This is a genomic window from Amycolatopsis lexingtonensis (assembly GCF_014873755.1).
Taxonomy (GTDB): Bacteria; Actinomycetota; Actinomycetes; order Mycobacteriales; family Pseudonocardiaceae; genus Amycolatopsis; species Amycolatopsis lexingtonensis.
This window is the reverse complement of sequence record NZ_JADBEG010000001.1, coordinates 6,112,501-6,139,379: the sequence shown is the minus strand read 5'-3', so window position 1 is coordinate 6,139,379 and position 26,879 is coordinate 6,112,501. Positions and strand designations below refer to the sequence as shown.

The 26,879-nt window shown below is 71.1% G+C and carries 24 protein-coding genes (1 of these 24 running past the window's edge); 17 read left to right on the top strand and 7 right to left on the bottom strand.

What is annotated here, in order from left to right; genetic code table 11:
* The first annotated feature begins 14 nt into the window (after nucleotides 1-14).
* The 4 genes from H4696_RS27630 to H4696_RS27615 all read left to right on the top strand — a co-directional run bounded on the left by H4696_RS27630 (nucleotide 15) and on the right by H4696_RS27615 (nucleotide 3,204).
* Nucleotides 15-1,217 carry an ABC transporter substrate-binding protein gene (locus H4696_RS27630; protein WP_086864625.1) on the top strand — a complete coding sequence of 401 codons (1,203 nt, stop codon included), beginning with the start codon at nucleotides 15-17 and terminating at the stop codon, nucleotides 1,215-1,217.
* A gap of 1 nt (nucleotide 1,218) precedes the next feature.
* Complete coding sequence (locus H4696_RS27625; RefSeq protein ID WP_086864626.1) at nucleotides 1,219-2,058, top strand: ABC transporter permease; 840 nt, start codon at nucleotides 1,219-1,221, stop codon at nucleotides 2,056-2,058.
* Nucleotides 2,059-2,067: 9 nt separating this feature from the next.
* Nucleotides 2,068-2,865, top strand: coding sequence for an ABC transporter permease (locus H4696_RS27620; protein WP_086864627.1), 798 nt, complete (start codon nucleotides 2,068-2,070; stop codon nucleotides 2,863-2,865).
* Between the two features lie 144 nt (nucleotides 2,866-3,009).
* On the top strand, nucleotides 3,010-3,204 hold the full coding sequence (locus H4696_RS27615) for a hypothetical protein (protein WP_086864628.1): 195 nt from the start codon (nucleotides 3,010-3,012) through the stop codon (nucleotides 3,202-3,204).
* Here H4696_RS27615 and H4696_RS27610 read toward each other — a convergent pair whose 3' ends face one another.
* Entirely contained in the window at nucleotides 3,205-3,984 is a 780-nt protein-coding gene (locus H4696_RS27610; protein ID WP_086864629.1) for an SDR family NAD(P)-dependent oxidoreductase, read from the bottom strand.
* A 59-nt stretch (nucleotides 3,985-4,043) separates the two neighbouring features.
* Here H4696_RS27610 and H4696_RS27605 point away from each other — a divergent pair, with 59 nt between their 5' ends.
* Nucleotides 4,044-4,595: a TetR/AcrR family transcriptional regulator gene (locus H4696_RS27605; RefSeq protein ID WP_086864630.1), complete on the top strand. Its 552-nt coding sequence runs from the start codon at nucleotides 4,044-4,046 to the stop codon at nucleotides 4,593-4,595.
* Here H4696_RS27605 and pip read toward each other — a convergent pair.
* On the bottom strand, nucleotides 4,581-5,525 hold the full coding sequence (gene pip / locus H4696_RS27600; RefSeq protein WP_086864631.1) for a prolyl aminopeptidase: 945 nt from the start codon (nucleotides 5,523-5,525) through the stop codon (nucleotides 4,581-4,583). The two genes, H4696_RS27605 and pip, sit on opposite strands and share 15 nt — an antisense overlap.
* Before the next feature lie 396 nt (nucleotides 5,526-5,921).
* Here pip and H4696_RS27595 point away from each other — a divergent pair, with 396 nt between their 5' ends.
* A complete protein-coding gene (locus tag H4696_RS27595) occupies nucleotides 5,922-6,848 on the top strand; it encodes an undecaprenyl-diphosphate phosphatase (RefSeq protein ID WP_086864632.1) in 927 nt (308 codons plus the stop codon).
* A gap of 1 nt (nucleotide 6,849) precedes the next feature.
* The gene (locus H4696_RS27590) at nucleotides 6,850-7,707 is read left to right on the top strand and encodes a cytochrome c oxidase assembly protein (protein ID WP_086864633.1); all 858 of its coding nucleotides are present in this window, start codon (nucleotides 6,850-6,852) and stop codon (nucleotides 7,705-7,707) included.
* A 5-nt stretch (nucleotides 7,708-7,712) separates the two neighbouring features.
* Here the strand turns inward: H4696_RS27590 and panB are convergent, their stop codons facing one another.
* A complete protein-coding gene (gene panB, locus H4696_RS27585; protein WP_086864634.1) occupies nucleotides 7,713-8,588 on the bottom strand; it encodes a 3-methyl-2-oxobutanoate hydroxymethyltransferase in 876 nt (291 codons plus the stop codon).
* A gap of 240 nt (nucleotides 8,589-8,828) precedes the next feature.
* On the opposite strand from panB, the gene lysX reads away from it, so the two are divergent.
* From lysX to H4696_RS27570, 3 genes are all read left to right on the top strand, one after another.
* Nucleotides 8,829-12,152, top strand: coding sequence for a bifunctional lysylphosphatidylglycerol synthetase/lysine--tRNA ligase LysX (lysX, locus tag H4696_RS27580; protein WP_192783078.1), 3,324 nt, complete (start codon nucleotides 8,829-8,831; stop codon nucleotides 12,150-12,152).
* Nucleotides 12,153-12,215: 63 nt separating this feature from the next.
* On the top strand, nucleotides 12,216-12,782 hold the full coding sequence (locus tag H4696_RS27575) for a hypothetical protein (RefSeq protein ID WP_249027157.1): 567 nt from the start codon (nucleotides 12,216-12,218) through the stop codon (nucleotides 12,780-12,782).
* A gap of 72 nt (nucleotides 12,783-12,854) precedes the next feature.
* Complete coding sequence (locus H4696_RS27570; protein WP_086863439.1) at nucleotides 12,855-13,433, top strand: DinB family protein; 579 nt, start codon at nucleotides 12,855-12,857, stop codon at nucleotides 13,431-13,433.
* Nucleotides 13,434-13,442: 9 nt separating this feature from the next.
* Here the strand turns inward: H4696_RS27570 and H4696_RS27565 are convergent, their stop codons facing one another.
* Nucleotides 13,443-13,973, bottom strand: a complete 531-nt coding sequence (locus H4696_RS27565; RefSeq protein WP_086863440.1) for a methylated-DNA--[protein]-cysteine S-methyltransferase — start codon at nucleotides 13,971-13,973, stop codon at nucleotides 13,443-13,445.
* A gap of 88 nt (nucleotides 13,974-14,061) precedes the next feature.
* On the opposite strand from H4696_RS27565, the gene H4696_RS27560 reads away from it, so the two are divergent.
* Nucleotides 14,062-14,676 carry a VOC family protein gene (locus H4696_RS27560; RefSeq protein WP_086863441.1) on the top strand — a complete coding sequence of 205 codons (615 nt, stop codon included), beginning with the start codon at nucleotides 14,062-14,064 and terminating at the stop codon, nucleotides 14,674-14,676.
* A 57-nt stretch (nucleotides 14,677-14,733) separates the two neighbouring features.
* On the opposite strand, the gene H4696_RS27555 is transcribed toward H4696_RS27560, so the two are convergent.
* Entirely contained in the window at nucleotides 14,734-16,455 is a 1,722-nt protein-coding gene (locus tag H4696_RS27555) for an NAD+ synthase (protein ID WP_086863442.1), read from the bottom strand.
* A gap of 110 nt (nucleotides 16,456-16,565) precedes the next feature.
* Between H4696_RS27555 and H4696_RS27550 the strand changes: the two genes are divergently transcribed.
* Nucleotides 16,566-17,009: a hypothetical protein gene (locus H4696_RS27550; protein WP_086863443.1), complete on the top strand. Its 444-nt coding sequence runs from the start codon at nucleotides 16,566-16,568 to the stop codon at nucleotides 17,007-17,009.
* Nucleotides 17,010-17,043: 34 nt separating this feature from the next.
* On the opposite strand, the gene secA2 is transcribed toward H4696_RS27550, so the two are convergent.
* Complete coding sequence (gene secA2, locus H4696_RS27545; RefSeq protein WP_192782570.1) at nucleotides 17,044-19,383, bottom strand: accessory Sec system translocase SecA2; 2,340 nt, start codon at nucleotides 19,381-19,383, stop codon at nucleotides 17,044-17,046.
* Between the two features lie 155 nt (nucleotides 19,384-19,538).
* Between secA2 and H4696_RS27540 the strand changes: the two genes are divergently transcribed.
* Nucleotides 19,539-21,101 (top strand): alpha/beta hydrolase, encoded by a 1,563-nt coding sequence (locus tag H4696_RS27540; RefSeq protein ID WP_086859318.1) that lies wholly within the window; start codon nucleotides 19,539-19,541, stop codon nucleotides 21,099-21,101.
* A complete protein-coding gene (locus H4696_RS27535) occupies nucleotides 21,086-22,549 on the top strand; it encodes an alpha/beta hydrolase (protein WP_086859320.1) in 1,464 nt (487 codons plus the stop codon). The genes H4696_RS27540 and H4696_RS27535 overlap by 16 nt, the downstream gene beginning before the upstream one ends.
* On the opposite strand, the gene H4696_RS27530 is transcribed toward H4696_RS27535, so the two are convergent.
* The gene (locus H4696_RS27530; RefSeq protein WP_086859322.1) at nucleotides 22,546-23,202 is read right to left on the bottom strand and encodes an LppX_LprAFG lipoprotein; all 657 of its coding nucleotides are present in this window, start codon (nucleotides 23,200-23,202) and stop codon (nucleotides 22,546-22,548) included. The two genes, H4696_RS27535 and H4696_RS27530, sit on opposite strands and share 4 nt — an antisense overlap.
* 87 nt (nucleotides 23,203-23,289) lie before the next feature.
* On the opposite strand from H4696_RS27530, the gene H4696_RS27525 reads away from it, so the two are divergent.
* The 3 genes from H4696_RS27525 to H4696_RS27515 form a co-directional block, all read left to right on the top strand.
* Nucleotides 23,290-24,570 carry an MFS transporter gene (locus H4696_RS27525; protein ID WP_086859324.1) on the top strand — a complete coding sequence of 427 codons (1,281 nt, stop codon included), beginning with the start codon at nucleotides 23,290-23,292 and terminating at the stop codon, nucleotides 24,568-24,570.
* Nucleotides 24,571-25,026: 456 nt separating this feature from the next.
* Complete coding sequence (gene glnA, locus H4696_RS27520; RefSeq protein WP_086859326.1) at nucleotides 25,027-26,370, top strand: type I glutamate--ammonia ligase; 1,344 nt, start codon at nucleotides 25,027-25,029, stop codon at nucleotides 26,368-26,370.
* Nucleotides 26,370-26,879, top strand: the beginning of a protein-coding gene (locus H4696_RS27515; protein WP_086859328.1) for an amidase. The gene runs 1,044 nt beyond the window's last position; 510 of the gene's 1,554 nt are visible here — the first part of the coding sequence; its start codon is at nucleotides 26,370-26,372; its stop codon lies beyond the right edge, outside the window. The genes glnA and H4696_RS27515 overlap by 1 nt, the downstream gene beginning before the upstream one ends.

Here is a 26,879-nt window from a genome sequence, read left to right as displayed (position 1 = left end):
CCAGAAGGGTTGCCATGAAGAACAGGAAGACGCGGCTTGCCGGGATCCTCGGCGCCAGCCTGCTGTTGGCTGCATGTGGCACGTCGGGCACGAGTTCGTCCGCGCCGCCCGGCGCGCAGGGCTTCACCCCGCCGAAGCTGGAGGCGCTCAAGGCGCTCGGGCAGCCGGAAGGCCAGCTGAACGTGCTCGCCTGGCCGGGCTACGCGGAGAACGGCTCGAACGACCCGAAGGTCAACTGGGTTACGCCGTTCGAGCAGCAGACCGGCTGCAAGGTGAACGTCAAGCCGTTCGGCACGTCCGACGAAGCCGTGACGCTGATGAAGACCGGGCAGTACGACGTCGTCTCCGCCTCGGGCGACGCGTCGCTGCGGCTGGTGGCGTCCGGCGACGCCGAGCCGGTGAACACCGCGCTCGTCCCGAACTACGCCGACGTCCAGCCGTTCCTCAAGGACAAGTCGTGGAACAGCGTCGGCGGCGTCTCCTACGGCATCCCGCACGGCTGGGGCGCGAACCTGCTGACCTGGCGCACCGACAAGGTGACCCCGGCGCCGACGTCGTGGTCGGTCATGTTCGACGCGAACTCGCCCTACAAGGGCAAGGTGATCGCCTACGACTCGCCGATCTACATCGCCGACGCCGCGCTGTACCTGCAGGCACACCAGCCGGACCTGGGGATCAAGAACCCGTACGCCCTCGACGACAAGCAGTTCACCGCCGCGGTGAACCTGCTCAAGCAGCAGCGGCCGCTGGTGAGCGAGTACTGGTCGGACTACCTCAAGGAGTCGCAGGCGCTGAAGAACGGCGACGCCGTCGTCGGTACCGCCTGGCAGGTCACGGTCAACCTGACGAAGGGCGAAGGCGCGCCGCTGGAGTCGGCCGTGCCGAGCGAGGGCGCGACCGGGTGGTCGGACACCTGGATGGTCGCGGCGAAGTCGCAGCACAAGACGTGCGCGTACAAGTGGCTCGACTACATCGTCAGCCCGAAGGTCAACGCCCAGGTCGCCGAGTACTTCGGCGAAGCGCCGGCGAACCCGAAGGCGTGCGCGGAGATGACCGACAAGACGCTCTGCGACACCTACCACGCCAACGACGCCGGGTACGCGGCGAAGATCGCGTACTGGACCACGCCGATCCAGCAGTGCCTCGACGGCCGCACGGACGTCAAGTGCAAGGACTACGGCGAGTGGACGAAGGCCTGGACCGAGATCAAGGGCTGACATGACCGCCGTTTCCGCCTTCTTCTACCGGAAGCCCAAGTTGCGCTTGGGCTTCCTGCTCTCGGCGCCGCTGCTCTGGCTCGGCCTGGCCTACCTGGGCGCGCTCGCCGCGCTGTTCGTCACGGCGTTCTGGCACACCGACGCGTTCACCGGCCAGGTCGTCATCGAGTGGTCGCTGGACAACTTCACGACGCTGTTCACCGACGCGGTGTACCGCACGATCACCTTCCGCACGGTCGGGATCGCGGCGCTGGTCACGGTGATCGACGCCGTCATCGCGTTCCCGATGGCGTACGCGATGGCCAAGCTCGCTTCGCCGCGGGCGCAACGGATCCTGGTGATCGCGGTGATGACGCCGCTGTGGGCGAGCTACCTTGTGAAGGCGTACGCGTGGCGCTCGATGCTGTCCGGCAACGGCGCCCTGAGCTGGCTTTCGCCGGGTTACGGCGTCACGGCCACGATCATCACCTTGTCGTACCTGTGGCTGCCGTACATGATCCTGCCGATCTACGCGGGCCTCGACCGGCTGCCAGATTCCCTGGTGGACGCCTCCGGCGACCTCGGGGCCCGCTCGTTCCGGACGTTCCGCTCGGTGATCCTGCCGCTGACGTTCCCGGCGATCGTGGCCGGCTCGATCTTCACGTTCTCGCTGTCGCTGGGCGACTACATCGCGGTGAAGATCGTCGGCGGCACGTCGCAGATGCTCGGCAACGTCGTCTACGACAACATCGGCGCGGCCAACAACCTCCCGTTCGCGGCGACGGTGGCGACCGTGCCGGTCGTGATCATGCTCGTGTACCTGGCCGCGGTGCGCCGCACCGGCGCGCTCGACAACCTCTAGGAGCCCTCGGTGCGGACGTCTCGGGCACTGCTGTGGACCGCGCTGGGCCTCGGCCTGGCGGTGATCTACTTCCCGCTGGTGGTGGTGCTGCTCAACTCCTTCAACGCGGACACGACGTTCGGCTTCCCGCCGACCCGCTTCACGCTGGAGTGGTGGAGCCGGGCCGCCTCGAACGACGGCGCGCTGCACGCGCTGTGGACGAGCGTCGAGGCCGGCCTGGCCGCGACGGCGATCGCGCTGGTGCTCGGCACGATGGCCGCGTTCGCGCTGCAGCGCTACCGGTTCTTCGGCCGCAACCCGGTGTCGCTGCTGATCATCCTGCCGATCGCGCTGCCCGGCATCGTCACGGGCATCGCGCTGAACAACGCGTTCCGCACCATCCTGGGCATCGACCTCGGCCTGCTGACGGCGATCGTCGCGCACGCGACGTTCTGCATCGTGGTGGTGTTCAACAACGTCGTCGCGCGGCTGCGCCGGATGGGTGGCAACCTCGAGGAAGCGTCGATGGACCTCGGCGCGACGGGCTTCACGACGTTCCGCCTGGTGACGTTCCCGATGCTGCGCTCGGCCCTGCTGGCCGGCGGGCTGCTGGCGTTCGCGCTGTCGTTCGACGAGATCATCGTGACGACGTTCACGCTGGGCACGGGCATGGAGACGCTGCCGATCTGGATCTACAACAACCTGTTCCGCCCCAACCAGGCCCCGATCGTCAACGTCGTCGCGGCGGTGCTGATCGTGGCCTCGACGGTCCCGGTGTACCTGGCCCAGCGCCTCTCCGGCGACACAGCTTCCGGCGGGCGGCTCTAGGTTCCACACCCGCGACGCATGAATTCCGGCGTTCTGCCCTTGGCTTATGCGTCGGACGCATAGGCCGAGCAGTGCTTTGCCGGTAGGAAGGAAGCGGGCTCGGAAGGTAGTGCCCCACCTGATTCCAGGTGTGAAAGGGGCGCGATGCGGGACTGGCTCATCCAGGCGGTAGCCGGATACGTGCTGCTGTTGCTTTCCCTCGTCGTGGTGGTGGCCGTGGTCGACCGCGACCACCGACGCGCCGATCGGGCGGCGCGCGTGTTGCGAATCCTGCTGATCGGCGCCGCACCCGGCCTGGCCGGCGCGGTGCTGAAACTGCACCAGGCCGGGCTGCTGTGACTAGTGGACTGACCGGACGGTGCCGCCGTCGACGCGGATCGTCGCGCCGCTGACGTAGTCCGCCGCCGGGCTCACCAGGTAGCCGACCGCGGCCGCGATCTCCTCGGGGCGGCCCAGCCGGCCGACGTCGTTGGGCACCAGGTCGCGGGCCGCAGCGCGTTCGATGTCCGCCCACTCGGTGCCCCAGCCGTGGTCCGGGGCGATGCCGGTGAGCAGCTCGCGCACCGAGTCCACCAGGATCGCGCCGGGGGAGACGACGTTCGACGTCACGCCGGTCCCGGCGAGCTCCCGGGCCAGCGACACCGCGAGGTTGTGCCGCGCGGCGAGCGTCGCGGTGTAGTGCGGCTGCGTCGCCATCGGCTGGATCGCCAGGCCACCGCCGATCTGGACCACCCGGCCCCAGCCGCGCGAGCGCATGCCCGGCACGAACCGGTGGACCATCCGGACCGCGGAGACGACGTTCGCCTGGTACATCGCGCTCCAGGCGTCCGGCGTCGCGTCGGTCCAGGAGAGGTGGTCGTAGGCGCCGGCGTTGTTGACCAGGACGTCGACGTCACCGGCCGCCTCCGCCACCGCGTCGGCGCCCTCGTCGGTCGACAAATCGCCGATGGCCACCCCGGCCGCGCCGATCTCCGCGGCGACCTTCTCGGTGCGGGCCGCGTTCCGGCCGTGCACCACCACCGAAGCGCCTTCGGCCGCCAGCAGCCGGGCGATCGCCTCGCCGAGGCCCGCGCTGGAGCCGGTCACCAGAGCCCGCTTGCCGGCCAATTCGAGATCCATGGAGCACCTTCCCAAGAGGTATACGGCTGTAGACTTAGTGGAAGTCTACACTCGTATACATGAGACCCCGCAACGCCGCCGCGACCCGTGAAGCGATCCTGGCTTCCGCGCTCGACGCCTTCACCCGTGCCGGGTACGACGGCGTCGGCGTGCGCGAAATCGCCGAGTCCGCCGGTGTCACGGCGATGCTCGTGAACCGCTACTTCGGCTCCAAGGAAGGGCTCTTCGCGGAGGTCGTCGATGCGGCGATGACCGAGCGGACCGTGCTCACCGAGGACCCCGCGACGCTCGCCGCGGACATCGCGGCCGCACTGGTGCGCCGGACCGCCCCCGGTGCCACGCGGCTCGATCCGTTCCTGCTGACGCTGCGCTCGGCGCCGAACCCGCGCGCCGCGGAGATCCTGCGCGACGGCATCGAGCGGCACGTCGAGAAGCACCTCGCCGACCTGCTTCCCGGACGGGAAAAGACCGGGCCGGCACTGGTCCTGTCCGTGATCGCGGGCTTCTGGCTGATGCGCGCGCTCATCGGCGGCACCGAACTCGCCCGCGCTGACGAAGCCGTCCTCGAGCGCAAGCTGGAGCAGGTGTTCGCCGTCCTACTGGCGGAATGAGTCCGTCGCCGCGCGCAGGGCCGCGAGCATGCCCGGGTCGGTCACCGCGTGCCCGGCGCCTTCGAGGAGCTTCAGCTCCGACCCCGGCCAGTTCCGGTGCAGCTCGTACGCCGTGACCGGTGGGCACACCGCGTCGTAGCGGCCCTGGACGATGATGCCGGGGATGCCGGCGAGCTTGCCCGCGTCGCGGACCAGCTGGCCGTCGGCGAGCCAAGCGCCGTGGCGGAAGTAGTGGACGGCGAGGCGGGCGAAGGTCAGCGCGAACGCCGGTTCGGCGTACTGGCGGACGAAGGATTCCTGCGGCACCACCGAAACCGTCGCGCCCTCCCAGGTGCTCCACGCGATCGCGGCCCGGTGCCGGACCTCCTCCGACGGGTCTTCGAGCAGCGTGGCGTACGCCGCCAGCGGGTCGTCCCGCAAGGCGGCCGGGATCGGGGCGAGGAAGGCCTCCCACTCGCGCGGGAACAGGTTGGCCGCGCCGCCGCGGTAGATCCAGTCGAGCTCGCTCGGGCGCACGGTGAACACGCCGCGCAGGATGATTTCGCTGACGTGCGAAGGGTGCGTCTCGGCGTAGGCGAGGGCGAGCGTCGCGCCCCACGAGCCGCCGAAGAGCTGCCAGCGGTCGATGCCGAGCCGTTCGCGCAGGAGTTCCATGTCGGCGACCAGGTGCCACAGGGTGTTGGCGCGCAGGTCGTGCGCGCCCGGGGTCGACTGCCCGGAGCCGCGCTGGTCGAACAGGACGATCCGGTACGCCGCGGGGTCGAAGTGCCGCCGCGCCATCGGCGCGATCCCGCTGCCGGGCCCGCCGTGCAGCACCACCACCGGTTTGCCGTCCGGGTTGCCGGCCTCCTGGCACCGGATCCGGTGGCCGTCGCCGGTGTCCAGGAACCCTTCGGCACGCGGGGGAATCGGCGGGTAGAGCTCGTCCATGGCGGTCACTTTGCCGCACGGGTCCCGGCCGTCGTCCCGACACCCCGCCGCCAGGGGCCGGGACGACGGCCAAGAAAGGTGGGAGCCCGCCCCCGCCGCCGGGCTGAGCGGGCTCCCGGATCGAGGGGCGTCAGCCGCCGGGGGAGAGGGTGAAGCCGATCCGCGTACGCATTTGCCGTCCTCCTCGTCGAGGTTCGTTCCTTCGCGTCGTGGTGGCGACGGGCTAAACGCTAAGCCACAAGTCGAACACCAGTCAAGAACATGATTGATGTTCATGGATGTGAACATCCGCTGTGAGGACGCTGAGTGCGCCCATCCCCCTTGCTCCGGGTTAACGAATGGGCCGGTACTTTCCGGTGTCGGGTGGTGCTGGAATAGGGTACGGAAAGGCACGGAATGTCCGCGGTGACCTATGTCGAGGCGATTGTCGTCGGCGCCTTGCAAGGGGTGTCGGAATTGTTTCCGGTGTCCAGTCTCGGCCACAGCATCCTGTTGCCGGCCTGGCTCGGCGGCCAGTGGCAGCAGGACCTGAGCATCGGGAAGGGTTCGCCGTACCTGGCGGTACTCGTGGCGATGCACGTCGCCACCGCGCTCGCGCTCGTCCTGTTCTTCCGCAAGGACTGGATCCGGATCATCGGCGGCCTGTGGACGTCGCTCCGCCACCGCGAGGTCCGCACCCCCGACCAGCGGCTCGCGTGGCTGCTCGTGCTCGCCACGATCCCGGTCGGGCTGGCCGGCCTGCTGCTCGAAGGGCTGCTGCGCGACTTCCTGGGCAAGCCGGTGCCCGCGGCGATCTTCCTCGCGCTCAACGGCGGAGTCCTGTATGCCGCCGAGAAGTTCTCACGCGCGAAACCCGCCGAAGAAGCGGACACTGTGGACTTCTCGACCGAGGAGACGCTCGTCATGCGAGCGGTCACCGTCGAAGAAGCGACCGACGTCCGGCTGGCGAAGCTGCGCGTGGGCGAGGCGGTGCTGATCGGCGCGGCGCAGATCCTCGCGCTGCTGCCCGGCATCAGCCGCTCCGGCATCACGATGGTCGCGGGCCTGCGCCGCGGCCTGGGGCACGAAGACGCGGCGCGCTTCGCGTTCCTGCTGGCCACCCCGGTCATCCTCGCGGCCGGCGTGCTCAAGATGCCGACGCTGTTCGCCCCGGAAAACCACGCGTCGCTCGGCCCGGCGCTCGTCGGCAGCGTCATCGCCGGGATCGCTTCGTACATTTCTGTCCGGTTCCTCACGGGATACTTCGAAACGCGCACTCTGACCCCGTTCGCCATTTACTGCGTCGTCGCCGGAATCGGCAGCCTGATCTTCTTCGCGGTCTGACATGCCACTGACGTTCGACGTCCCGGCACTGCTCGCCGTACTCGTGCTCGGCACGCTCTACGTCCGCGCGGCCCGCGGCCGAGGCTGGCCGCCGGGCCGCACGACGGCGTTCCTCACCGGCCTGGCGACGATCGTGGTCGTCACGTGCTCCCCGCTGGCCGTGTACGACACGACGTTCTTCTGGGTCCGCGCGGTCCAGACCATCACGCTGCTGATGATCACGCCGCTGCTGCTGGCCATGGGCGCCCCGATCCGGCTCCTGCTCGACACCGTCCCGGCGCGGTGGCTGCGCCGGCACGGCCGCGGCCGGCTCGCCCGCGCGCTGACGTTCCCGCCGGTCGTCACGCTGACGCTGGTCGTGCCGGTGCTCGTGCTGTACCTGACCCCGCTCTACGACCTCGTGCTGTGCTCGCCGGTGGCCGACGGCCTGGTCCGGGTGGTGCTCGTGCTGGCCGGCTTCACGTACTTCTGGACGCGCCTGGGCCTGGACCCCACCCCGCGCCGCGACCCGCACCTGGTCTCGGTGTGGATCGCGTTCACGGAGGTCGTCTTCGACGGCGCGCTCGGCCTGGTCCTGTGGCTGGGTCCGCTGCTCGCGCCGGCGCACTACGCGGCCGCGCACCTGGGCCGGGGCCCGGACCCGCGCACCGACCAGATCATCGGCGCGGGCGTCCTGTGGATCGGCGGCGACGTGGCCGGCCTGCCGTTCATCGCCGCCCTCTTCGTCCGCTGGGCCCGCGACGACGAGCGGCGCGCGAAGCGGATCGACGCCCAGCTGGACGAGGAAGCCGCTTCGGCGCCGCCCGCGCTCTGGTGGGAGCAGGACCCGGCACTCGCGGAACGGTTCAAGCGCCGGTGACGGCGTCAGTCGTGGAAGGCGTGCTCCGGCGCCGGGAACTCGCCGCGGCGGACGTCCTCGGCGAACGCCGTGGCGGCGTCCTGCAGCACCGTCGCCACGTCGGCGTAGCGCTTCACGAACCGCGGCGCCTTCCCGCGCCGCAGGCCGGCCATGTCCTGCCAGACGAGCACCTGCGCGTCGCAGTCCGGGCCCGCGCCGATGCCGACCGTCGGGATCTTCAGCTCCGCCGTGACGCGCTTCGCGGCTTCGGCGGGCACCATCTCCATCACCACCGCGAACGCCCCGGCCTCCTGCAGCGCCAGCGCGTCGGCGAGCAGCGCGTCCGCTGCTTCGCCGCGCCCCTGCACCCGGTAGCCACCGAGGTTGTGTTCACTCTGCGGGGTGAAGCCGATGTGGCCCATCACCGGCACGCCGGCCGACGTCAGCGCCTCGACGTGCGCGGCGAACCGCCGCCCGCCTTCGAGCTTCACGGCGTGCGCGCGGCCCTCCTTCATGAACCGCACCGACGTCTCCAGCGCCTGCTGCGGCGACAGCTGGTAGGAGCCGAACGGCAGGTCGGCGACCACGAGGGCCCGTTTGACCGACCGGGTGACGGCCCGGACCAGCGGCAGCAACTCGTCGACCGTCACCGGCAGCGAGGTGTCGTAGCCGAACACGTTGTTGGCCGCGGAGTCGCCGACGAGCAGCACCGGGATCCCGGCCTCGTCGAACAGCGCGGCGGTGTACATGTCGTAAGCGGTGAGCATCGGCCACGGCTCGCCGCGTTCCTTCAGCTCACGCAGGTGGTGCACGCGTACTTTCCGGCCCGGCGCCGGCTTGGTGCCGGGTCCGGTGCCGTAGGGGGCCGCTTCTTCGGCGGGCCCGTTCGCGGGGGCAGACATCGTCGTCGACCGTCCTTCCCTCGAGGCCTCGGTGGAGGTCCCCGGGTCGTGGAGCAGGGGCGTCTCAGAGCGTGGCACGCGCGCGGGCGGGCCCCCAACCTCCTGGGACCAGCTTCACACCCTCGGGGACGACGCACCGTCAGACTTCAGGTTGATGCCCGGGGACAACCAACCTGTGTTCACTGACGTCAAGAGGACGGCATGAGCACCGAACGGCCGCGAAAGGCGACGAAAGCAACGATGGGAACCCTCGCGAGCACACGCCCGCGCCTCCCGAAGTGGAAGGCGAAGGCGGGCGGCATCGTCGCGACCGTGGTCCAGCTGGCCGCGGTGTTTTCGGTGATCCTCCTCTTCACGAACGGCCCGCACGGGCGCCTGCTCAACGGCATCGACATGGCCTTCTCCGGGCTCAGCGTGCCGACCAGCGCCAGCCTGGTCATGGTCCTGCTGCTGGTGGTGCTCGGCGGGGCGCTGCGGCGGCGCAAGGCGGCGGCGCTGTACACGCTGGTGCTGTTCCAGGTCGGCGGCCTGGTCCTCACCCTGGCCCTGCAGGCGACGCTCCTGTGGTCACCCGAACTGCTGACGCTTGGCCCGAAGCAGGTCCGGCACATCCCGGCGCAGCTGTGGGTGCTGACCGTCGCCGACGTCGTCTCGATCGCGCTGATCGTGTTCCTGCTCGCGCTGCGCCCGGCCTTCCCGGCCCGGCTCGCGCCGAGCGCCTGGCGCGACGGACTGGCCATGCTGTTCGGCGGGTTCGCCGTGGTCATCCTGGTCGGCTGGGGGCTCGCGGAAGCGTTTCCCGGGCACCTCGGCGACACGTGGGAGCGCTTCGCCTGGGTCGTGAACCACGCCACCGGCGAGAACCTCCAGCTGCGCCGGATCGGCGTCGGCGAGGGGCCCGCCTGGCTGGACGTCTTCATGGACCTCAGCGCGACGGCGGTCGCCACCGCGGCGCTGTACCTGCTCTTCCGTGGCGTCCGCAGCCGGCGCCTGCGCACGGACGACGAGGAGCTCCGGGTGCGCGAACTGCTGGCCGCGCACGGCGAGGACGACTCCCTCGGCTACTTCGCGACCCGGCGCGACAAGAGCGTCGTCTTCTCGCCGAACGGCCGCGCGGCGGTGACCTACCGCGTGCTCGGCGGCACCAGCGTCGCCAGCGCCGACCCCATCGGCGACCCCGAGGCGTGGCCGGACGCGGTCCGCGCGTGGCTCGACGAGACGCGCACGTACGGCTGGACCCCGGGGGTGCTCGGGGCGAGCGAAAGCGGCGCGAAGGTGTACACCGACGCCGGCCTGCGGGCGCTGGAAATCGGCGACGAAGCGGTCCTCGACGTCCGCGAGTTCAGCCTCGCCGGGCCGGAGCGGCGCTCGGTCCGCCAGGCCGTCAAGCGCATCGAGCGGGCGGGCTACACCTCGCGGGTCCGCCGTCACGGCGAAATCCCCGACGGGGAGATGGCCGACCTGCTGGCCAGGGCCCAGGCCTGGCGCGGCGCCGAGACCGAACGCGGGTTCTCGATGGCACTGGGCCGGCTCGGTGACGCCAGCGACGGCCGCAGCGTGATGGTCGAGGCCTACGACGCCCGCGGCGACCTGCGCGGCCTGCTGTCGTTCGTCCCGTGGGGCCGTCGCGGTCTCTCGCTGGACCTCATGCGCCGCGACCGCGACGCCGAGAACGGCCTCAACGAATACATGATCGCCGAGGTCGTCGCGGCCGCGCAGCACCTCGGCGCGCAGCGGATCTCGCTCAACTTCGCGATGTTCCGCGCGGTGTTCTCCGAAGGCGAGCGCATCGGCGCCGGCCCGGTACTGCGGGCGTGGCGCGGCATCCTGAGCGTCTTCTCGCGCTTCTTCCAGCTCGAGTCGCTGTACCGGTCCAACGCCAAGTACGGCCCGGACTGGGTGCCGCGGTTCCTCTGCTACTCCTCGGCCCGGCGGCTGCCGCGCGTCGGCATCGTCGCGGGCGCGCTCGAAGGGTTCGTCCCGACCGGACGGTCGCGCTCGCTGCGCCTGGAGACGGTCGGCGACGACTTCGTGGCCCGCGCCAAGGAGATCGAGGAGTCGGCGGCGGTGCCGGCCCCGAAGCAGGTGCGGCGGCCCGAGCAGGTCCGCGTGCGCATCGCCAAGCTCGGCAAGCTCCGCGAGGCCGGCATCGACCCGTACCCGGTCGGCTTCCGCCGCGACGACCACATCGGCGACGTCGTGAAGAAGTTCGGCGGCCTGGCCCCGGACACCGCCACCGGGCACCGGGTCCGGATCGCCGGGCGCGTGCTGAACCTGCGCATCCTCGGCGGGCTGTGCTTCGCCCGCGTCAAGGACTTCAGCGGCGAGATCCAGCTGATGCTGGAGGCGGGCGAACTCGACCTCACCCGCTGGCGGACCGGCGTCGACCTCGGCGACCACGTCGGCGTCAGCGGCCAGGTCGTGACGTCGAAGCGAGGCGAGCTCTCGGTGCTCGTCGACGAGTGGACGGTCACCGCGAAGTGCCTGCACCCGTTGCCGGACAAGCGGAAGGGCCTCACCGACCCGGAGACGCGGGTGCGGCAGCGCTACCTCGACCTCGCGGTCAACCCGGACTCGACGAACATGCTGCGGCTGCGGTCCACGGTGGTCCGCGCGGTGCGCGACCGGCTGCACCACGCCGACTACCTCGAAGTCGAGACGCCGATGCTGCAGACGGTGCACGGCGGCGCCAACGCGCGCCCGTTCGTCACCCACATCAACGCCTACGACATGCGGATGTACCTGCGGATCGCGCCCGAGCTGTACCTCAAGCGGCTGTGCGTCGCCGGGGTCGAGCGGGTCTTCGAGCTGAACCGCAACTTCCGCAACGAGGGCGTCGACGCGACCCACAACCCCGAGTTCACGATGCTCGAGGCGTACCAGGCGTACGCCGACTACGACACGATGCGGACGCTGACCCGCGAGCTGGTCCAGCACGCGGCCGAAGCGGCGTACGGCGCCCAGGTCGTGCGGCGCCCGGACGAGCACGGGAAGCTCGTCGAGTACGACATCTCCGGGGACTGGCCGGTGATCCCGGTCCACGAAGCCGTCTCCGCGGTCTTCGGTGAGCGGATCGACTCGGGTACGCCGGTGGCCGAGCTGCGCCGCCTGTGCGTCGCGGCGGGGGTGCCGGTGGGGGAGGACCCGAGCCACGGCGACCTCGTGCTCAAGGCGTTCGAGCACCTCGTCGAGGGCACGACCGTGCTGCCGACCTTCTACACCGACTACCCGACCGACGTCTCGCCGCTGACCCGCCAGCACCGCGCGGACCCGCGGCTGGCCGAGCGCTGGGACCTCATCGCGTTCGGCTCCGAGGTCGGCACCGCGTACACGGAGCTGACCGACCCGATCGAGCAGCGGCGCCGGCTGGAAGCGCAATCCCTGCGCGCGGCCAGCGGCGACGTCGAGGCGATGGAGCTGGACGAGGACTTCCTGCTGGCCCTGGAGCACGGCATGCCGCCGACCGGTGGCCTCGGCCTCGGCGTCGATCGGCTGCTGATGATGCTCACCGGGGCGTCGATCCGCCAGACAGTCCTGTTCCCGTTCGTCCGACCGCAGGCGTAACGAGTCAGCTGACGGGCAAGCGTCACACCGCCGGGTGGCGGCCGTTCGCTTACTGTGTGCCTCGTGCGCACGGCTCGAATCGCCTCGGCCCTCTTGATGGGGGTGGCCGTCCTCGCGTATTCGGGGTGGCTGCTGGAGTTCTTCCTCCCGACGGGCGTTTCGCCGGTCCACGACCCGGCGGAGGCGCTGCCGGCCGGATCACCGGTGTTCCGGGTCCTGCTGGCCGTTTCGGGGGTCGCGTTCCTGCTCGCCGGGCCCCCGCTGCACCGCCTCGGCCCGGTCCAGTGGTCGGCGCGGCTCAGCTCCGTCTCGGTGAGCGCGTTCGGCCTGGTCGTGCTGGTCCAGGCCGCGTACCCGGAGCGCGGCGACCTGCTTTCGTCGCTGCTCAGCGTCGTACTGGTGGCCGGCGTGATCAGCCTGATCCTGTGGTGGCCGCCGGGCTGGCGCGCGCTCGCCGTCGTGGGGCTGGCCGTGGTGCTGGCGACCTGGCTGGCCGTGGTGCTGTCGCGGCAGCTGGACGCCTACGAAGGCGTCTTCACGCGGGTCCAGCTGGTGGTGCGGGCCGCGCTGTACGGCGTCGGCGGCGTGTACGCCTTCGTCAAGCCCGCGCCCCGGCACGCGCACCGGTAGCGCGGTTCCGCCCGGAATTGTCGGTGCCTCCTGGCACGATCGCCGCAGGTGTCCCTTTGCGGAAGGATCGACATGGCGGGAAACGTACGTCCGGTGGCCGACGAGCGTGACGGGCTGCTGAGCTTCCTGGAGCAGCAGCGGTACGTGCTGAAGCTGGCGGCACACGGACTGACCGACGAACAGGCGAGAGCGGCGTCGACGAAGAGCTCGCTGTCGGTGGGCGGGCTGATCAAGCACGTCGCCAGCACCGAGTACGGCTGGATGGACACGGTCCTGCAGGTGCCCCAGAAGCCGTTCGCCGAGAGCGTGGCCGAGTACCAGACGGCGCACCAGCTGCTCCCGGACGAGACGCTGGCGGGCGTGCTGGCCCGCTACGACGAGGTCGCGGCGCGCACGGCCGAGGTCGTCGGCGGCATCTCCGACCTCGGCCAGGCGGTCCCGGTGCCGAAGGGCGTGCCGTGGTTCCCGGACGACGTCGAGGCGTGGTCGGTCCGGTGGGTGCTGCTGCACCTGATCCAGGAGACGGCCCGCCACGCGGGCCACGCGGACATCATCCGCGAGCACATCGACGGCGGCACGGCGATGCCGTTGATGGCCGCGGCCGAGGGCTGGCCGGAGTCCCCGTTCATCAAGCCGTGGCAGCCTGCCTGAGAAAGGCTTTCAGAACAGGGTCGGCTCGTCCGCGAGGGCGCCTTCGATCACCAGCATCCGGCGTTTCGTGTCCACGCCGCCGCGGGCGGAAAAGCCGCCGTCCTTGCCGCCCGCGGCGAGGACGCGGTGGCACGGCACGACGATCGGGAACGGGTTGTGCCCCATGGCCTGCCCGACGGCCTGCGCCGACCCGGGCTGCCCGAGCCGGTGCGCGATGTCGCCGTAGGTCAGCGTCTTGCCCGGCGGGATCGTCCGCGCGACCTCGTACGCCCGGCGGTTGAACTCCGGCACCGCCGAGAAGTCGAGCGGGATCGACGTCAGGTCTTGGCGCGCGCCGCCCAGCAGAGCCACGATCCCGTCCACCGCCGCCTGAATCGCGGCGGGAGGCGGCCCCTCGACCGCGTCCGGGAAGCGCCGGAGCAGCCAGGCGCGGGTCCGCGCGGCACTGCCTTCTGGAAGGGACGTGCCGATCACGACGTCGTCGCGCCACGCGAGCCCGCAGACGCCGATCGCCGTGTCGAACACCGTGAAGCCGGTCATGCCGCCAGCCTACGACCGAAGAGGGGTACCGCCGCCCGCAACAGGATGGTCGATGCGGCGAGCGCGGCCGGCGCGGCATGATGGCGCCGTGCTCGATCACCTCGTCTACGCCGGCCCCGACCTCGCCGCCGCTGTCGCCCGCGTCGCCGACCTGACCGGGGTCACCCCGGCGCCCGGCGGCAGCCACACCGGCCTCGGCACCGCCAACCACCTCGCCGACCTCGGCGCGGGGATGTACCTGGAGGTGATCGGCCCGGACCCGGCCCAGCCGGACCCGCCCGCGCCCCGCCCGTTCGGCATCGACGACCTCACCGAGCCCGCACTGGTCGCGTGGGCGGTCCGCACGACCGACCTCGATGCGACGATCGCGCAGGCCCGCGCTCACGGCTTCGACCCGGGCGACGCGCGTGAGATGTCCCGCGCCACGGCCGACGGCGAAACGCTGCGCTGGCGCCTGACCCCGCCCAGCGCCCCGGGCTCGCTCCGCCCGTTCCTGATCGACTGGGGCACCACCCCGCACCCGACCACGCGCGGCCTGCCGTCCCTGCCGCTGCTGATGGTGACGGCCACCCACCCGGACCCGGCGTCGGTCCACGCGGCGACGGAAGCGCTCGGCCTGGAGTTCCTGGTCCGCCGCACGGAAAAGGCCACCCTCACGGCCGCCCTCCGTACCCCCGACGGCCGTCAGGTCGCCCTCAGCTAAAAGCCGTGAAGGCCTCCTTACCGGCAAAAAAGCCTGGTAAGGAGGCCTTCACGGACTTCAGGCCTTGCCCTCGCGCCACAGGTTGGTCATCGGCAGCCGCCGGTCACGCCCGAAGGCCTTGAACGTGATCTTCGTGCCCGGCGGGTACTGGCGCCGCTTGTACTCGGCCTTGTCGACCATCCGCACCACCCGATCGATGGTCTCCGCGTCGAACCCGGCCTCGATCAGGTCGGCGTACCCGCGGTCACCCTCGACGTAGTCGTCGAGGATGTCGTCGAGCAGCGCGTAGTCCGGCAGCGAGTCGGTGTCGACCTGCCCCGGCCGCAGCTCGGCCGACGGCGGCTTCGAGATCGAGTTCTCCGGGATCGGCGGGGTCTCGCCGTTCTTCGCCGCCTCGGCGTTGCGCCAGCGGGCCAGCTGCCACACGTGCGTCTTGAAGACGTCCTTGATCGGGGCGAACGCGCCGACCGCGTCCCCGTAGATCGTCGAGTACCCGACGGCCAGCTCGGTCTTGTTGCCGGTGGCGAGCACCAGGTGACCGTCCAGGTTGGACAGTGCCATCAGGAGCATGCCCCGCGTCCGCGCCTGGATGTTCTCCTCGGCCAGGCCGGTCAGCGAAAGCTGGTCGACGTACACGCGGACCATGTCCTCGACCGGCTCGACGCGGTAGTGCGCCCCGATCCGCTGCGCGAGGTCGGCGGCGTCGTCCTTCGAGTGGCCCGAGGAGTACTTCGACGGCATCGAGACGCCGTAGACGTTGTTCCCGCCCAGCGCGTCCGCGGCCAGCGCCGCGCAGACCGCCGAGTCGATGCCGCCGGAAAACCCGAAGATCACCGACGAGAAGCCGTTCTTGTGCACGTAGTCGCGCAAGCCGACGACGAGCGCGTGCCACACCTCGGCCTCGTCCGAAAGCGGTTCGCTGATCACCGGCTCGGCCGTCGGCTCGTACGGCGGCAGCGGCTCCGAGCTCAGCACGCGGCGCCGGACGTGCAGGCCTTCCAGCTCGCCGTCGGCGGCGTGGCCGCCCGCGGTGAGGTCCATGTCCAGCACGAGCAGGTGCTCGACGAACTGCGGCGCGCGCGCCACGACCGTGCCGTCCGCGGCGACGACGAGCGAGTCGCCGTCGAACACGAGGTCGTCCTGCCCGCCGATCTGGTTGGTGTAGACCAGCGGCGCGCCCGCTTCGGCGGCGCGGCGGGCGATCAGCGGCAGCCGCTGCTCGTCCTTCGAACGTTCGTACGGCGACGCGTTCGGCGCCACGACGAGGTCGACCCCCGCGCGGCCGAGCGCTGAGATCGGGCCGCCGTCCTGCCAGATGTCCTCGCAGATGACCATGCCGATGTCGAGCCCGTGGAACCGGACGACGTCGAGCGTGGTGCCCGGCTTGAACCAGCGGTGCTCGTCGAACACGCCGTAGTTGGGGAGGTGGTGCTTGAACTGCCGCGCGACGACCTCGCCGCGGTAGAGCGCCGCCGCCGCGTCGCGCGGGCCCACCTCGTCGACGTCGAGGTAGCCGATGTAGGTCAGCACTTCGCCGCACCCGGCTTCGTCGAGGCGGCGCGCCAGCGACTCGACGCCCTGGCGGGAGGCCTCGGCGAAGGTGCGGCGCAGCGAAAGGTCCTCGACGGGATAGCCGGTCAGGGACATTTCGGGGAAGACCACCACGTGGGCGCCGGCTTCGGCGGCCCGGCGGGTCCAGTCGACGTGCAGGTCGGCGTTGCCGTCGAGGTCGCCGACGGTGGGGTTGACCTGGGCGAGCGCGATGCGCAGTTGCGGCATGCCGCCATTCTGGCTCACGGCCACCCGGCAGGCCGAGCGAATGTGGGGGAAACGCCACGTCGGGTATGGATCGCCGGGTACCTTGCGGCTGACCGCCACGAGGGAGATCCATGACGTACCCGACGAAGAAGGGCAACGGCCTGCTCGCCGGCGGCGGTGGCCTGCTGCTGATCGTCGTCTTCCTGGTCACCGGGTTCCTGGCGCCGGGCTTCCTGGTCTCCGACGGCAAGCCGAAGACGCCGGGCAGCCCGCCGCTCGACCTGAACGCGGGGAGCATCGCCGCCGGGCAGTTCATCCTGGCCGTCCTCGGCGACGACGAAGCACAGGCGCGCGAAGCCTCATGCGCGTCGACAGCGGAAACCATCGTCGAGTCCGTGAAGCTGCTCGGCAGCGAGAACGCGCACCTGACCGCCGGGACGCCGGTGCAGACCGGCCCGAACGAAATGAGCGTCCCGCTCGAGGGCAACGTCGGCAGCCGGCCGGTGGAAGGTGCGCTGCGGGTGCGGCGCACCGAAGGGGCTTACTGCATCTCCGGCGTCACGACGCCGCACTGACCCGGGGCCCCGCGCGGGGGCCCCGGTGCCGGTGTCACTTCCGCTTGATCATGCTCCGGACCTTCTTGATGGTCTGCTCGAAGTCCGAATCGAACGGGTTGTCGTGGACCAGGTACGTCCACGTCGTGTTCGCCCGCCGGACCCCGGCCTCGCCGAGGTCGATGCCCTCGTCGGTCAGCTCCGCCTCTTCGAGGGTCTTCGCCGCCCGCGAGTCGGCCTCGCCGATGATCTTGTGGAACTCCGGGATGGCCGCGCGGTGGAACTCGTCCAGCGGCGTCTCCCGGGCCAGCGCCCGCAGGTGGATGCTCTCCCGGACGTCGGTCAGGTACGCCAGGTGGTCCGACCAGAGCTGGTCGATGTGGAACAGCAGCACCTCGCGGCACATCTGCTCCAGCTTCTCCTGGTCGTCGAGCTTCTCCTTCAGCTCGCCGAACTTCTCCGGGTGCGCCTTCTCGAGCTGCTCCGCCGCGTACGCGGTGCGAAGCACCTTGTCGCGGTGGGTCAGCAGGTCACGCCGCTGCCGCTCGATCAGCCGCGTGTAGCGCCAGGTGTTGCGGTGGATCTCCAGGTCGACGCCCTCGGCCACGCGCTGGGCGTGGTTGAGCTGCCGCAGCGCCGCCGGGTCGGTGATCTCGCCGGTCTCTTCGTCGTCGACGATGCCCTCGGGCACGTCCGGCGCGTTCGACAGCACCAGCTCGTCGTTCAGGCTGGCGAAGAAGATCGCGCTGCCCGGGTCGCCCTGGCGGCCGGAACGGCCGCGCAGCTGGCCGTCGAGCCGGCTCGACGGGTACCGCGCGGTGCCGATGACGTGCAGCCCGCCCAGCTCGACGACCTCTTCGCGGGTCGCGCCGTCGGTGCCGCCCAGCCGGATGTCGGTACCGCGGCCGGCCATCTGCGTGGACACGGTGACCGCGCCCTTCTTGCCGGCCTCGGCGATGATCGCGGCCTCTTCGGCGTCGTTGCGCGCGTTGAGCACGACGCACTCGAGGTCGACCTTCGCCAGCTTCTCGGCCAGCTCTTCGGACTCGGCGACGTCCTGGGTGCCGACGAGGATCGGCCGCCCGGTCTCGTGCACCGTGCGGATCTCCTCCTCGATCGCCCGCAGCTTCTGCGACGGCGACGCGAAGACGCGGTCCTCGAGGTCCTCACGGATGTTCGGGGTGTTCGGCGGGATGACCGCGACCTCGAGCTCGTAGAACTCGCGCAGCTGCTCGGCGACGGCGACCGCGGTACCGGTCATGCCGGCGACCTCGGGGTAGCGCGCCAGCAGCGCCTGGACGGTGATCGAGTCCAGGATCTCGCCGCGGTCGGTCGCGGTGACCTGTTCCTTCGCCTCGACGGCGGCCTGGAGGCCGTCCGGCCAGCGCTGCAGCTCGGCGACGCGGCCGCGGGCGGCGTTGATGAGCTGCACCTTGCCGTCACGCACGAGGTAGTCGACGTCGCGGGTGAGCAGCGCGTGCGCGTGCAGCGCGACGTTCACCGCGGGCAGCCGGTCCGACGCCGTCTCGCCGTAGAGGTCGTCGACCTCCAGGCCGAGCGACTTCGCGACGACGGACGCGCCCGCGTCGGTCAGCCAGGCGTTGCGGCCCTCGCTGTCGGTCTCGTAGTGCAGGTTGAGGCGCAGCCGCCGGACGACCTTCGCGACCTCTTCGTCGGCGTCGGTGTGGTCGATCGAGCCGGCCATCACCAGCGGGACGCGGGCCTCGTCGACCAGCACCGAGTCCGCCTCGTCGACGATCGCGACCTCGGGTGCGGGCTGGACGAGGTCGTCGACGTTCGTGACCAGCCGGTCGCGCAGCACGTCGAAGCCGATCTCGGCGACGGCGCCGTACGTGACGTCCTTGGCGTAGGCGACCTTGCGCTCCTCGCGGGAGTGCGCGGGCTCGACCCAGCCGACCGACACGCCGAGCAGGGCGTACACCGGGCCCATCCACTCGGCGTCGCGGCGGGCCAGGTAGTCGTTGACCGTGACGACGTGAACGCGCTTTCCGCGGATCGCGTAGCCGGCCGCGGCCAGCGCGCCGGCGAGCGTCTTGCCCTCACCGGTCTCCATCTGCACGACGTGCTTGGTGAGCAGGCCCATCGTGCCCAGCACCTGCACGTCGAACGCGCGCTCGCCGAGCGCCCGCCGGGCGGCCTCGCGGCCCAGCGCGCACACCTCGACCAACTGGTCGTCGCCGAACGCGGTGTCCTTCAGCTTTTCGCGGAGCTTGCCCGCCCGCTCGGTCAGCTCTTCGTCGGAGAGCTTCTCGAGCTCGGGTTCGAGCTTCTCGACCGCGGGCAGCAGTGCTTCGTAGCGGGTCAGCTCGACGCTGCCCGGCCGCTGGATGATCCGGCGGAGCTTCTTGCCCACCCGGCTGATCAGTGCTGCCACCCCTGGTCTCCCGTTCTCTCTCGCTCGACCGGCCTGCCCCACCCAACGTGGCGGTGGTGCGTTCGAGTTCCGCGGCCGGATGGGACGATCCAACCGTGTTCCCTCATCCCAGCGCCAGGTCCGGTCGTCGCCGGATCACCGCAATTGCGACATCCGTGCTGATCGCGGCCTCGCTGGCCGCCTGCACGTCATCCGGCAAGCCGGCGCCGGTCGCGCCGACGACGGAGTCGCACCCGCCGTCCGGGCCGGTGCCGGCCGGACTGGAGCGGTTCTACGGCCAGAGCCTGTCCTGGGCCGACTGCGCACCTTACGCGACATCGGAAGACTCGCGGTCGGCGTTCCAGGCGAAAGACGTCCAGTGCGCCCGGTTGACCGTGCCGCTGGACTACGCGAAGCCGGCGGGGGACACCATCACGCTGGGCCTGCTCCGGCACAAGGCGTCGGACGCCGGCTCCCGGATCGGGTCGCTGGTCGTCAACCCGGGCGGGCCGGGTGCCTCGGGCATGGTCGCGGCCGCCGGGCTGGTCAAGCCGGCCACCAGCAGCGGCCTGGCCAAGCGCTTCGACCTGGTCGGCTTCGACCCGCGGGGCATCGGCGCGAGCCAGCCGGCCATCCACTGCCTGACCGACTCCGAGCGCGACGCCGACCGCGCCGACGACAGCGAGACCGACGGCTCGCCGTCCGGGGTGCTCAAGCAGGAAGCGCAGGAAAAGGACTTCGCCGCGAAGTGCGCCCAGCGCACCGACGACGGCGCCGGGATGCTGGCGAATGTCGGCACCCGGGACGTCGTGAAGGACCTGGACGTCCTCCGCTCGGTCCTCGGCGACGAAAAGTTGACCTATTTGGGCTACTCCTACGGCACCCGGATCGGGTCGGCCTACGCCGAGGCGTTCCCGAAGAACGTCCGCGGGATGATCCTCGACGGCGCGGTCGACCCCGAGCAGGACGCCGTCGAGTCGCTGGTCGCGCAGGGCCAGGGCTTCGGGACGGCGTTCACCGAGTTCGCCAAGTGGTGCGCCGGCCAGCAGGACTGCGCGCTCGGCGGCGACGCGAACGCCGCGGTGAAGGCGTTCCAGGACCTCGTCCGGCCGCTGATCGACTTCCCGGTGCCGGTCGGGGACGGCCGCAAGCTCTCCTACGAGGACGCCACCACCGGCGTCATCCAGGCGCTCTACCAGGAGAGCCTCTGGGACACCCTCAACTCCGGCCTCAACGAGCTGAAGCAGCAGCGCGGCGCGACGCTGGAAAAGCTCGCGGACATCTACAACGAGCGCGACACCGACGGTAAGTACGGCACCACGCAGGACGCCTTCACCGCGATCCGCTGCGTCGACGACCCGCGCGTCACGGACCCGGCCGTCATCCTCAAGGCGCAGGAGGAGTACGTGAAGGTGGCGCCGTTCCTCGACGACGGCCGCCCGGCTTCGGCCGCCCGGGACGCGTGCGCGTTCTGGCCGGTGCCGAACACGTCCGAGCCACACGTGCCGAACGTCGAAGGCCTGGCGAAGACGCTGGTCATCTCGACGACCAACGACCCGGCGACGCCGTACCAGGCCGGCGTCAACCTCGCGAAGGGCCTGAAGGGCGCGCTGCTGACCTTCGAGGGCACCCAGCACACGGTGTTCCTCCAGGGCGTGAAGTGCGTGGACGAGGCGGGCGTGGACTACCTCGTCGACGGCACGGTGCCGCCGGACGGGACCCGGTGCTCCGGGCAGTAGCGGCGCTGGCGCCGGTCCTGCTGCTGGCGGCGTGCACGAGTGCTCCGGCGCCCGTGCCGCCGCCACCGAGGCCTCCCGACCTGAAGAAGTTCACCTCGCAGCAGCTCACCTGGACCCCGTGCGGGCAGGGGCTGGACTGCGCGCACCTGACCGTGCCGCTGGACTACGCGGCGCCGGACGGCAAGACCGTCACGGCCGGCCTGCTCCGGCACAAGGCGGCGAAGCAGCGGATCGGCTCGCTGGTCGTCAACCCCGGCGGCCCGGGCGGTTCGGGGACGGCGACGGCCGCGGCGCTGGCGAAGTCGCCCGCCGCCGCGCCCCTGCTCGACCGGTTCGACCTGGTCGGCTTCGACCCGCGCGGCGTCGGCACCAGCGAGCCGCGGATCACCTGCCGCACCGACGCCGAGCAGGACGCGGACCGCGCGTCGGACATCGAGAGCGATGCGTCGCCTGATGGGGTGAAAAAGCAGCTCGCCGAGACGACCGCGTACGGCGCGAAGTGCGCCGAAGCGACGAAGTACGGCAAGGAGTTCCTCGCCAACGCGGGCACCCGGGACGTCGTCCGCGACCTCGACGTCCTGCGCGCCGCGCTCGGCGACGAGAAGCTCACCTACCTCGGCTATTCGTACGGGACGCAGATCGGCGCGGCCTACGCCGAGGCGTACCCGCGCAACGTCCGCGCGCTGCTGCTCGACGGCGCCGTCGACCCGGCGCAGAGCCTGGTGGACTCGCTGGTCACGCAGGCCGCGGGCTTCCAGGACGCGCTGAACGAGTTCACCCGGTGGTGCGCGTGCCCGTTCGCGGGCAGCACCGAAGCGTTCCAGCGGCTCGTGCGTCCGCTGATCGCGAAGCCGCTCCCGGCGGGGACCCGGAAGCTGTCGTTCGAGGACGCGATCACGGGCACGTTCGCCGGGCTCTACTCCCGCGGCGACTGGCCCGCCCTGAAAGCCGCGCTCGCGCAGGTGTCCCAGGGCAACGGCCGGACGCTGCTGGCCTTCGCGGACGACTACTACGAGCGCGACCCGGACGGCCACTACGGCGGCGCGATCGACGCGTACTTCGCCGTCCGCTGCGTCGACCACACCCGGCTGACCGACCGGGCCGCGATCGACCGCGCGCACGGGGAGATGCTGGCCGGCGCGCCCTTCCTGGCCGGCGGCACGCCCGACACGAGCGAACTGGACATCTGCTCGACCTGGCCGGTCCCGCCGACGTCGGCCGAGCACCCGCCGCGCGCGCCCGGGCTCCCGAAGCCGCTGGTCGTCTCGACCACCCACGACCCGGCGACGCCGTACCGCCAGGGCGTGGCCCTCGCGAAGGACCTCGACGGCGTCCTGCTCACCTACGAAGGCGTCCAGCACACGGTGTTCCTGCAGGGCAACGCGTGCGTGGACCGCGCGGGCATCGCCTACCTGATCGGCGGCACCGCCGCGAGCACTCGCTGCTAGCCGAGGTCCACCGGCTCGTTCTGCCTGGTCAGCGACAGTTCGATCATCACGGGGCTGAGGTGGTCCCCGGCCGGCGGGATCTGCACCCACAGGCGGGCGAACCGCCGCGGCCCGTCGGCCGACACCCACACCTTGACGATGACGTCCTCGGTGACCTGCGGCAGCACGCCGTGCGCGACGGCCGCGGGCACCTTGCCGCCGACGCGCAGCGCCGCGGCGCCGTCGACGTTCTCCCTGCCCTCGGTCTTGGCGTCGGTCACGCCGTCCAGGAGCCGCTTCAGCCCGGCGGACGGGCCCAGGAACGCCCCCACGGTGTACATCTCCGGCAGGCGCCCGACGTCGGGATCCGTCGTGACCTCGTCCTTGCGCACGGTGAAGCGGAACTTGGTGTGCCCGTCACCGTCCTGGACGTCGGCCGCGCCGGTCGCCCCGCTGCCGTCGTCGAGGGTCGCGTCACCCTCGATCTGCCGGAGCGGGAAGCCCGGGAGCACGCCGTTGACACCGGCCGCGAAGTGCACGCTCCGGACCGCGGCGAACGACGTCGCGGCGTCGCGGACCAGCTCGCCGCCCGCGGGGAAGGGCCCCCGAGTGTCCGGTGATCCGGTGCAGCCGGCGGTCAGCAGGAGCACGAGCAGGAGGGCGAGGCGGGGCATGCCGCGAGAGTAGTCGTGGCCCGATCCTTGCGGATGATGTCCTCTCGGCCACTTTCGACGTCCCGCGCGCGCGGTGAAACTGCTGGGGTGACTGTTGAGACCCGTCCCGCCCGGAAGCTGCACCGCGCCTGGCCGATCGCCGGTGCCGCCTTCGTCGCGCTGCTCGCTTCCGCCGGCTTCCGCGCCGCGCCCGGCGTCCTCATCGAACCGCTCCACGCGGAGTTCGGCTGGTCCACGACCACGATCAGTTCGGCCGTGTCGGTCAACCTCGTGCTGTTCGGCCTCTTCGCGCCCTTCGCGGCCGCGCTGATGGAGCGCTTCGGCATCCGCCGCGTGTCGGCGACGGCGCTGTTCGTCATCGCCCTCGGCGCGGGCGGCACGGTGTTCATGACCGCGAGCTGGCAGCTCATCCTGTGCTGGGGCGTCCTGGTCGGCCTGGGCACCGGCTCGATGGCCATGGGGTTCGCCGCGATGGTCGCGGCCCGCTGGTTCGTCCGCAGCCGCGGCGTCGTCACCGGCGTCCTGACCGCGGCGGGCGCCACCGGCCAGCTGATCTTCCTCCCGCTCATCGCGAACCTCGCGGTGAGCTCCGGCTGGCGGACGGCGTCGCTGGTCATCGCGATCGCCGCGCTCGCGGTCGTCCCGGTGGTCCTGCTGGTCATCCGCGACCACCCGGCCGACGTCGGCACCACGGCCTACGGCGCGCCGGCGGACGCGCAGGTCACGCGCCCGGTCCCGACGACCGGCTCGGTCCGCCGCGCCCTCTCGGTGCTGCGCCAGGCCGCCCGCACCCGCACGTTCTGGCTGCTGGCGGTCGGCTTCGCGATCTGCGGCGCGACGACGAACGGCCTGGTCGGCACCCACTTCGTCCCGGCCGCCCACGACCACGGCATGCCCCAGACGACCGCGGCGAGCCTCCTGGCCCTGGTCGGCGTCTTCGACGTCGTCGGCACGATTTTTTCGGGCTGGCTCACCGACCGCGTCGACCCACGCCTCCTGCTCGGCGTCTACTACGCCTTGCGCGGGTTGTCGCTGGCGCTGCTCCCGCAGCTGTTCACGGACAGCGTGCAGCCGAGCATGTGGGCGTTCATCCTGTTCTACGGCCTCGACTGGGTGGCCACGGTCCCCCCGACGGTGGCGCTCTGCGTCCGCGCGTTCGGCGACGCCGGCCCGATCGTGTTCGGCTGGGTCTTCGCCAGCCACCAGCTCGGCGCGGCGTTCGCCGCCTCGGCCGCGGGCCTGGTCCGCGACCAGCTCGGCAACTACAACGTGGCCTGGTACGCGGCGGCGGTCCTGGCGGTGATCGCGTCGGCGGCGTCTCTGGCCATCACCCGCGCGAAGAACCCCGTTCCGGTGCTCGCAAGCTGACGTCGCCCGCTCTCCGCAGGTCTGCCGGGCGACAGGGTCCCGGCAAAGTCACGCGGCTGGGCCGCTCTGCCGTCGGTGACCCGCTCGCGCGACGTCTTGAATGACTCATTCAGGTCTTCGGAGGTCCTGAATGAGTCATTCAAGACGCTGGTGCAACGCTGCGGGCTGCAACGACGCGACTTTGCCGGAGCCCTGACGTCAGGCGAGGTGAACGGGTCGTTCACACCCTTCAGGTGACTGCCGTGGTGTCGCGACCTTGGCGGGTCCGCTTCCACCGGACCGTGAGCGCCGCCTTGACTTCGCGGAGACCTGCGCCCGGGCCGCCGGTCCACATCGAACTCGAGGCGCGCCCCGGGGCCCGCGCGAAGAACCCCGTTCCGGTGCTCGCGACCTGACTTCGTCACCCTCGGCGCGTCGTGAAACATCCCGTTAACACGCTGTCGTTAGGGTGCGGCCATGGATCGCCAGCAGGAATTCGTGCTCCGCACGCTCGAGGAGCGCGACATCCGTTTCGTCCGTCTCTGGTTCACCGATGTGCTGGGGTTCCTCAAGTCCGTCGCGGTCGCGCCGGCCGAGCTCGAAGGCGCGTTCAACGAGGGAATCGGCTTCGACGGCTCCGCCATCGAGGGCTTCGCGCGCGTCTACGAATCGGACATGGTCGCCAAGCCCGACCCGGCCACCTTCCAGGTCCTGCCGTGGGAGACCCCCGACGGCGGCCCGTACTCGGCCCGCATGTTCTGCGACATCGCGATGCCGGACGGCTCGCCGTCGTGGGCCGACCCTCGGCACGTCCTCCGGCGTCAGCTGTCGAAGGCCGCCGAAGCGGGCTTCACCTGCTACGTGCACCCGGAGATCGAGTTCTTCCTCCTCGCCAACCTGCCCGACGACGGCAGCGAGCCGGAGCCCGCGGACAACGGCGGCTACTTCGACCAGGCCAGCCACGCGACGGCGACGCACTTCCGCCGGCATGCCATCGAGACCCTCGAGGCGATGGGCATCTCGGTCGAGTTCAGCCACCACGAAGGGGCACCGGGGCAGCAGGAGATCGACCTCCGTTACGCCGATGCGCTGACGATGGCCGACAACGTGATGACGTTCCGCTACGTCGTCAAGGAGGTCGCGCTGACCCAGGGCGTGCGCGCGACGTTCATGCCGAAGCCGTTCACCGACCAGCCCGGGTCGGGCATGCACACCCACATCAGCCTGTTCGAAGGCGATCGCAACGCCTTCTACGACGCCGAGGACCCGCACGAGCTGTCGGCGACCGGCAAGGCGTTCGTCGCCGGCCTGCTGCACCACGCCAAGGAGATCTCGGCGGTCACCAACCAGTGGGTGAACTCCTACAAACGCCTGATCAGCGGCAGTGAAGCGCCGACGACGGTCTCGTGGGGCCGCGCGAACCGCTCCGCGCTCGTCCGCGTCCCGATGTATTCACCCGGAAAGGCGTCATCCCGACGGGTGGAGATCCGTACGCTGGACTCGGCGTGCAACCCGTACCTGGCGTACTCGGTCATCCTGGCCGCCGGGCTGAAGGGGATCGAGAAGGGCTACGAGCTGCCGCCACCGGCCGAGGACAACATCTGGCAGCTCAGCGACGCCGAGCGGCGCGCCGCGGGGTACTCGCAGCTGCCGCAGAACCTGGGGGAGGCGCTGGCGGAGATGGAGAAGTCCGAACTCCTGCCGGAAGCGCTCGGCGAGCACGTCTACGACTTCTTCCTGCGGAACAAGCGCGTGGAGTGGGACAACTACCGCAGCGCGGTCACCCCGTACGAACTCCGGACGCTCCTCCCGGTGCTCTGATGGGGCGGCGGCCGGTGTTCCTCGCGATCCTGGCCGCCGCACTCACGCTCGTCACGAGCGCACCCGCGACAGCGGCACCGCCGCGCTTCGACCTCGACTCGGCCGACATCCCGGCGCTGCAGGCGCGGATGGCGTCCGGCCGGCTCACCGCGGTGGGCCTGACCAGCACTTACCTCGACCGGATCCACCGGGTCGACGGCAAGGTCAACGCCGTACTGGCACTCAACCCGGCGGCGTTGAGCCAGGCCGCCGCGAGCGACGCCCGGCGCCGTGCGCACCACCTGCGCGGCCCCCTCGACGGCATCCCGGTGCTGGTCAAGGACAACGTCGACACCCGCGACCAGTGGACGACGGCCGGCTCGCGCGCCCTGCGCAGCTTCCCGGCGAAGGACGCCACGCTGATCACCCGGTTGCGGGACGCCGGAGCGGTGATCCTCGGCAAGGCGAACCTGTCCGAATGGGCGAACTTCCGCGCCGCGAAGCCGACGTCCGGCTGGTCGGGCGTCGAC

What these genes read in the sequence shown, in the direction of transcription:
- H4696_RS27615 (WP_086864628.1), top strand. Translation starts at nt 3,010, where the DNA reads ATGCGGGACTGGCTCATCCAGGCGGTAGCCGGATACGTGCTGCTGTTG.
- glnA (WP_086859326.1), top strand. Translation starts at nt 25,027, where the DNA reads ATGGATCGCCAGCAGGAATTCGTGCTCCGCACGCTCGAGGAGCGCGAC.
- H4696_RS27565 (WP_086863440.1), bottom strand. Translation starts at nt 13,973, where the DNA reads ATGACCGGCTTCACGGTGTTCGACACGGCGATCGGCGTCTGCGGGCTC.
- H4696_RS27625 (WP_086864626.1), top strand. Translation starts at nt 1,219, where the DNA reads ATGACCGCCGTTTCCGCCTTCTTCTACCGGAAGCCCAAGTTGCGCTTG.
- H4696_RS27530 (WP_086859322.1), bottom strand. Translation starts at nt 23,202, where the DNA reads ATGCCCCGCCTCGCCCTCCTGCTCGTGCTCCTGCTGACCGCCGGCTGC.
- H4696_RS27570 (WP_086863439.1), top strand. Translation starts at nt 12,855, where the DNA reads ATGGCGGGAAACGTACGTCCGGTGGCCGACGAGCGTGACGGGCTGCTG.
- H4696_RS27630 (WP_086864625.1), top strand. Translation starts at nt 15, where the DNA reads ATGAAGAACAGGAAGACGCGGCTTGCCGGGATCCTCGGCGCCAGCCTG.
- panB (WP_086864634.1), bottom strand. Translation starts at nt 8,588, where the DNA reads ATGTCTGCCCCCGCGAACGGGCCCGCCGAAGAAGCGGCCCCCTACGGC.
- H4696_RS27550 (WP_086863443.1), top strand. Translation starts at nt 16,566, where the DNA reads ATGACGTACCCGACGAAGAAGGGCAACGGCCTGCTCGCCGGCGGCGGT.
- H4696_RS27610 (WP_086864629.1), bottom strand. Translation starts at nt 3,984, where the DNA reads ATGGATCTCGAATTGGCCGGCAAGCGGGCTCTGGTGACCGGCTCCAGC.
- H4696_RS27605 (WP_086864630.1), top strand. Translation starts at nt 4,044, where the DNA reads ATGAGACCCCGCAACGCCGCCGCGACCCGTGAAGCGATCCTGGCTTCC.
- lysX (WP_192783078.1), top strand. Translation starts at nt 8,829, where the DNA reads ATGGGAACCCTCGCGAGCACACGCCCGCGCCTCCCGAAGTGGAAGGCG.
- H4696_RS27595 (WP_086864632.1), top strand. Translation starts at nt 5,922, where the DNA reads ATGTCCGCGGTGACCTATGTCGAGGCGATTGTCGTCGGCGCCTTGCAA.
- H4696_RS27555 (WP_086863442.1), bottom strand. Translation starts at nt 16,455, where the DNA reads ATGCCGCAACTGCGCATCGCGCTCGCCCAGGTCAACCCCACCGTCGGC.
- H4696_RS27590 (WP_086864633.1), top strand. Translation starts at nt 6,850, where the DNA reads ATGCCACTGACGTTCGACGTCCCGGCACTGCTCGCCGTACTCGTGCTC.
- pip (WP_086864631.1), bottom strand. Translation starts at nt 5,525, where the DNA reads ATGGACGAGCTCTACCCGCCGATTCCCCCGCGTGCCGAAGGGTTCCTG.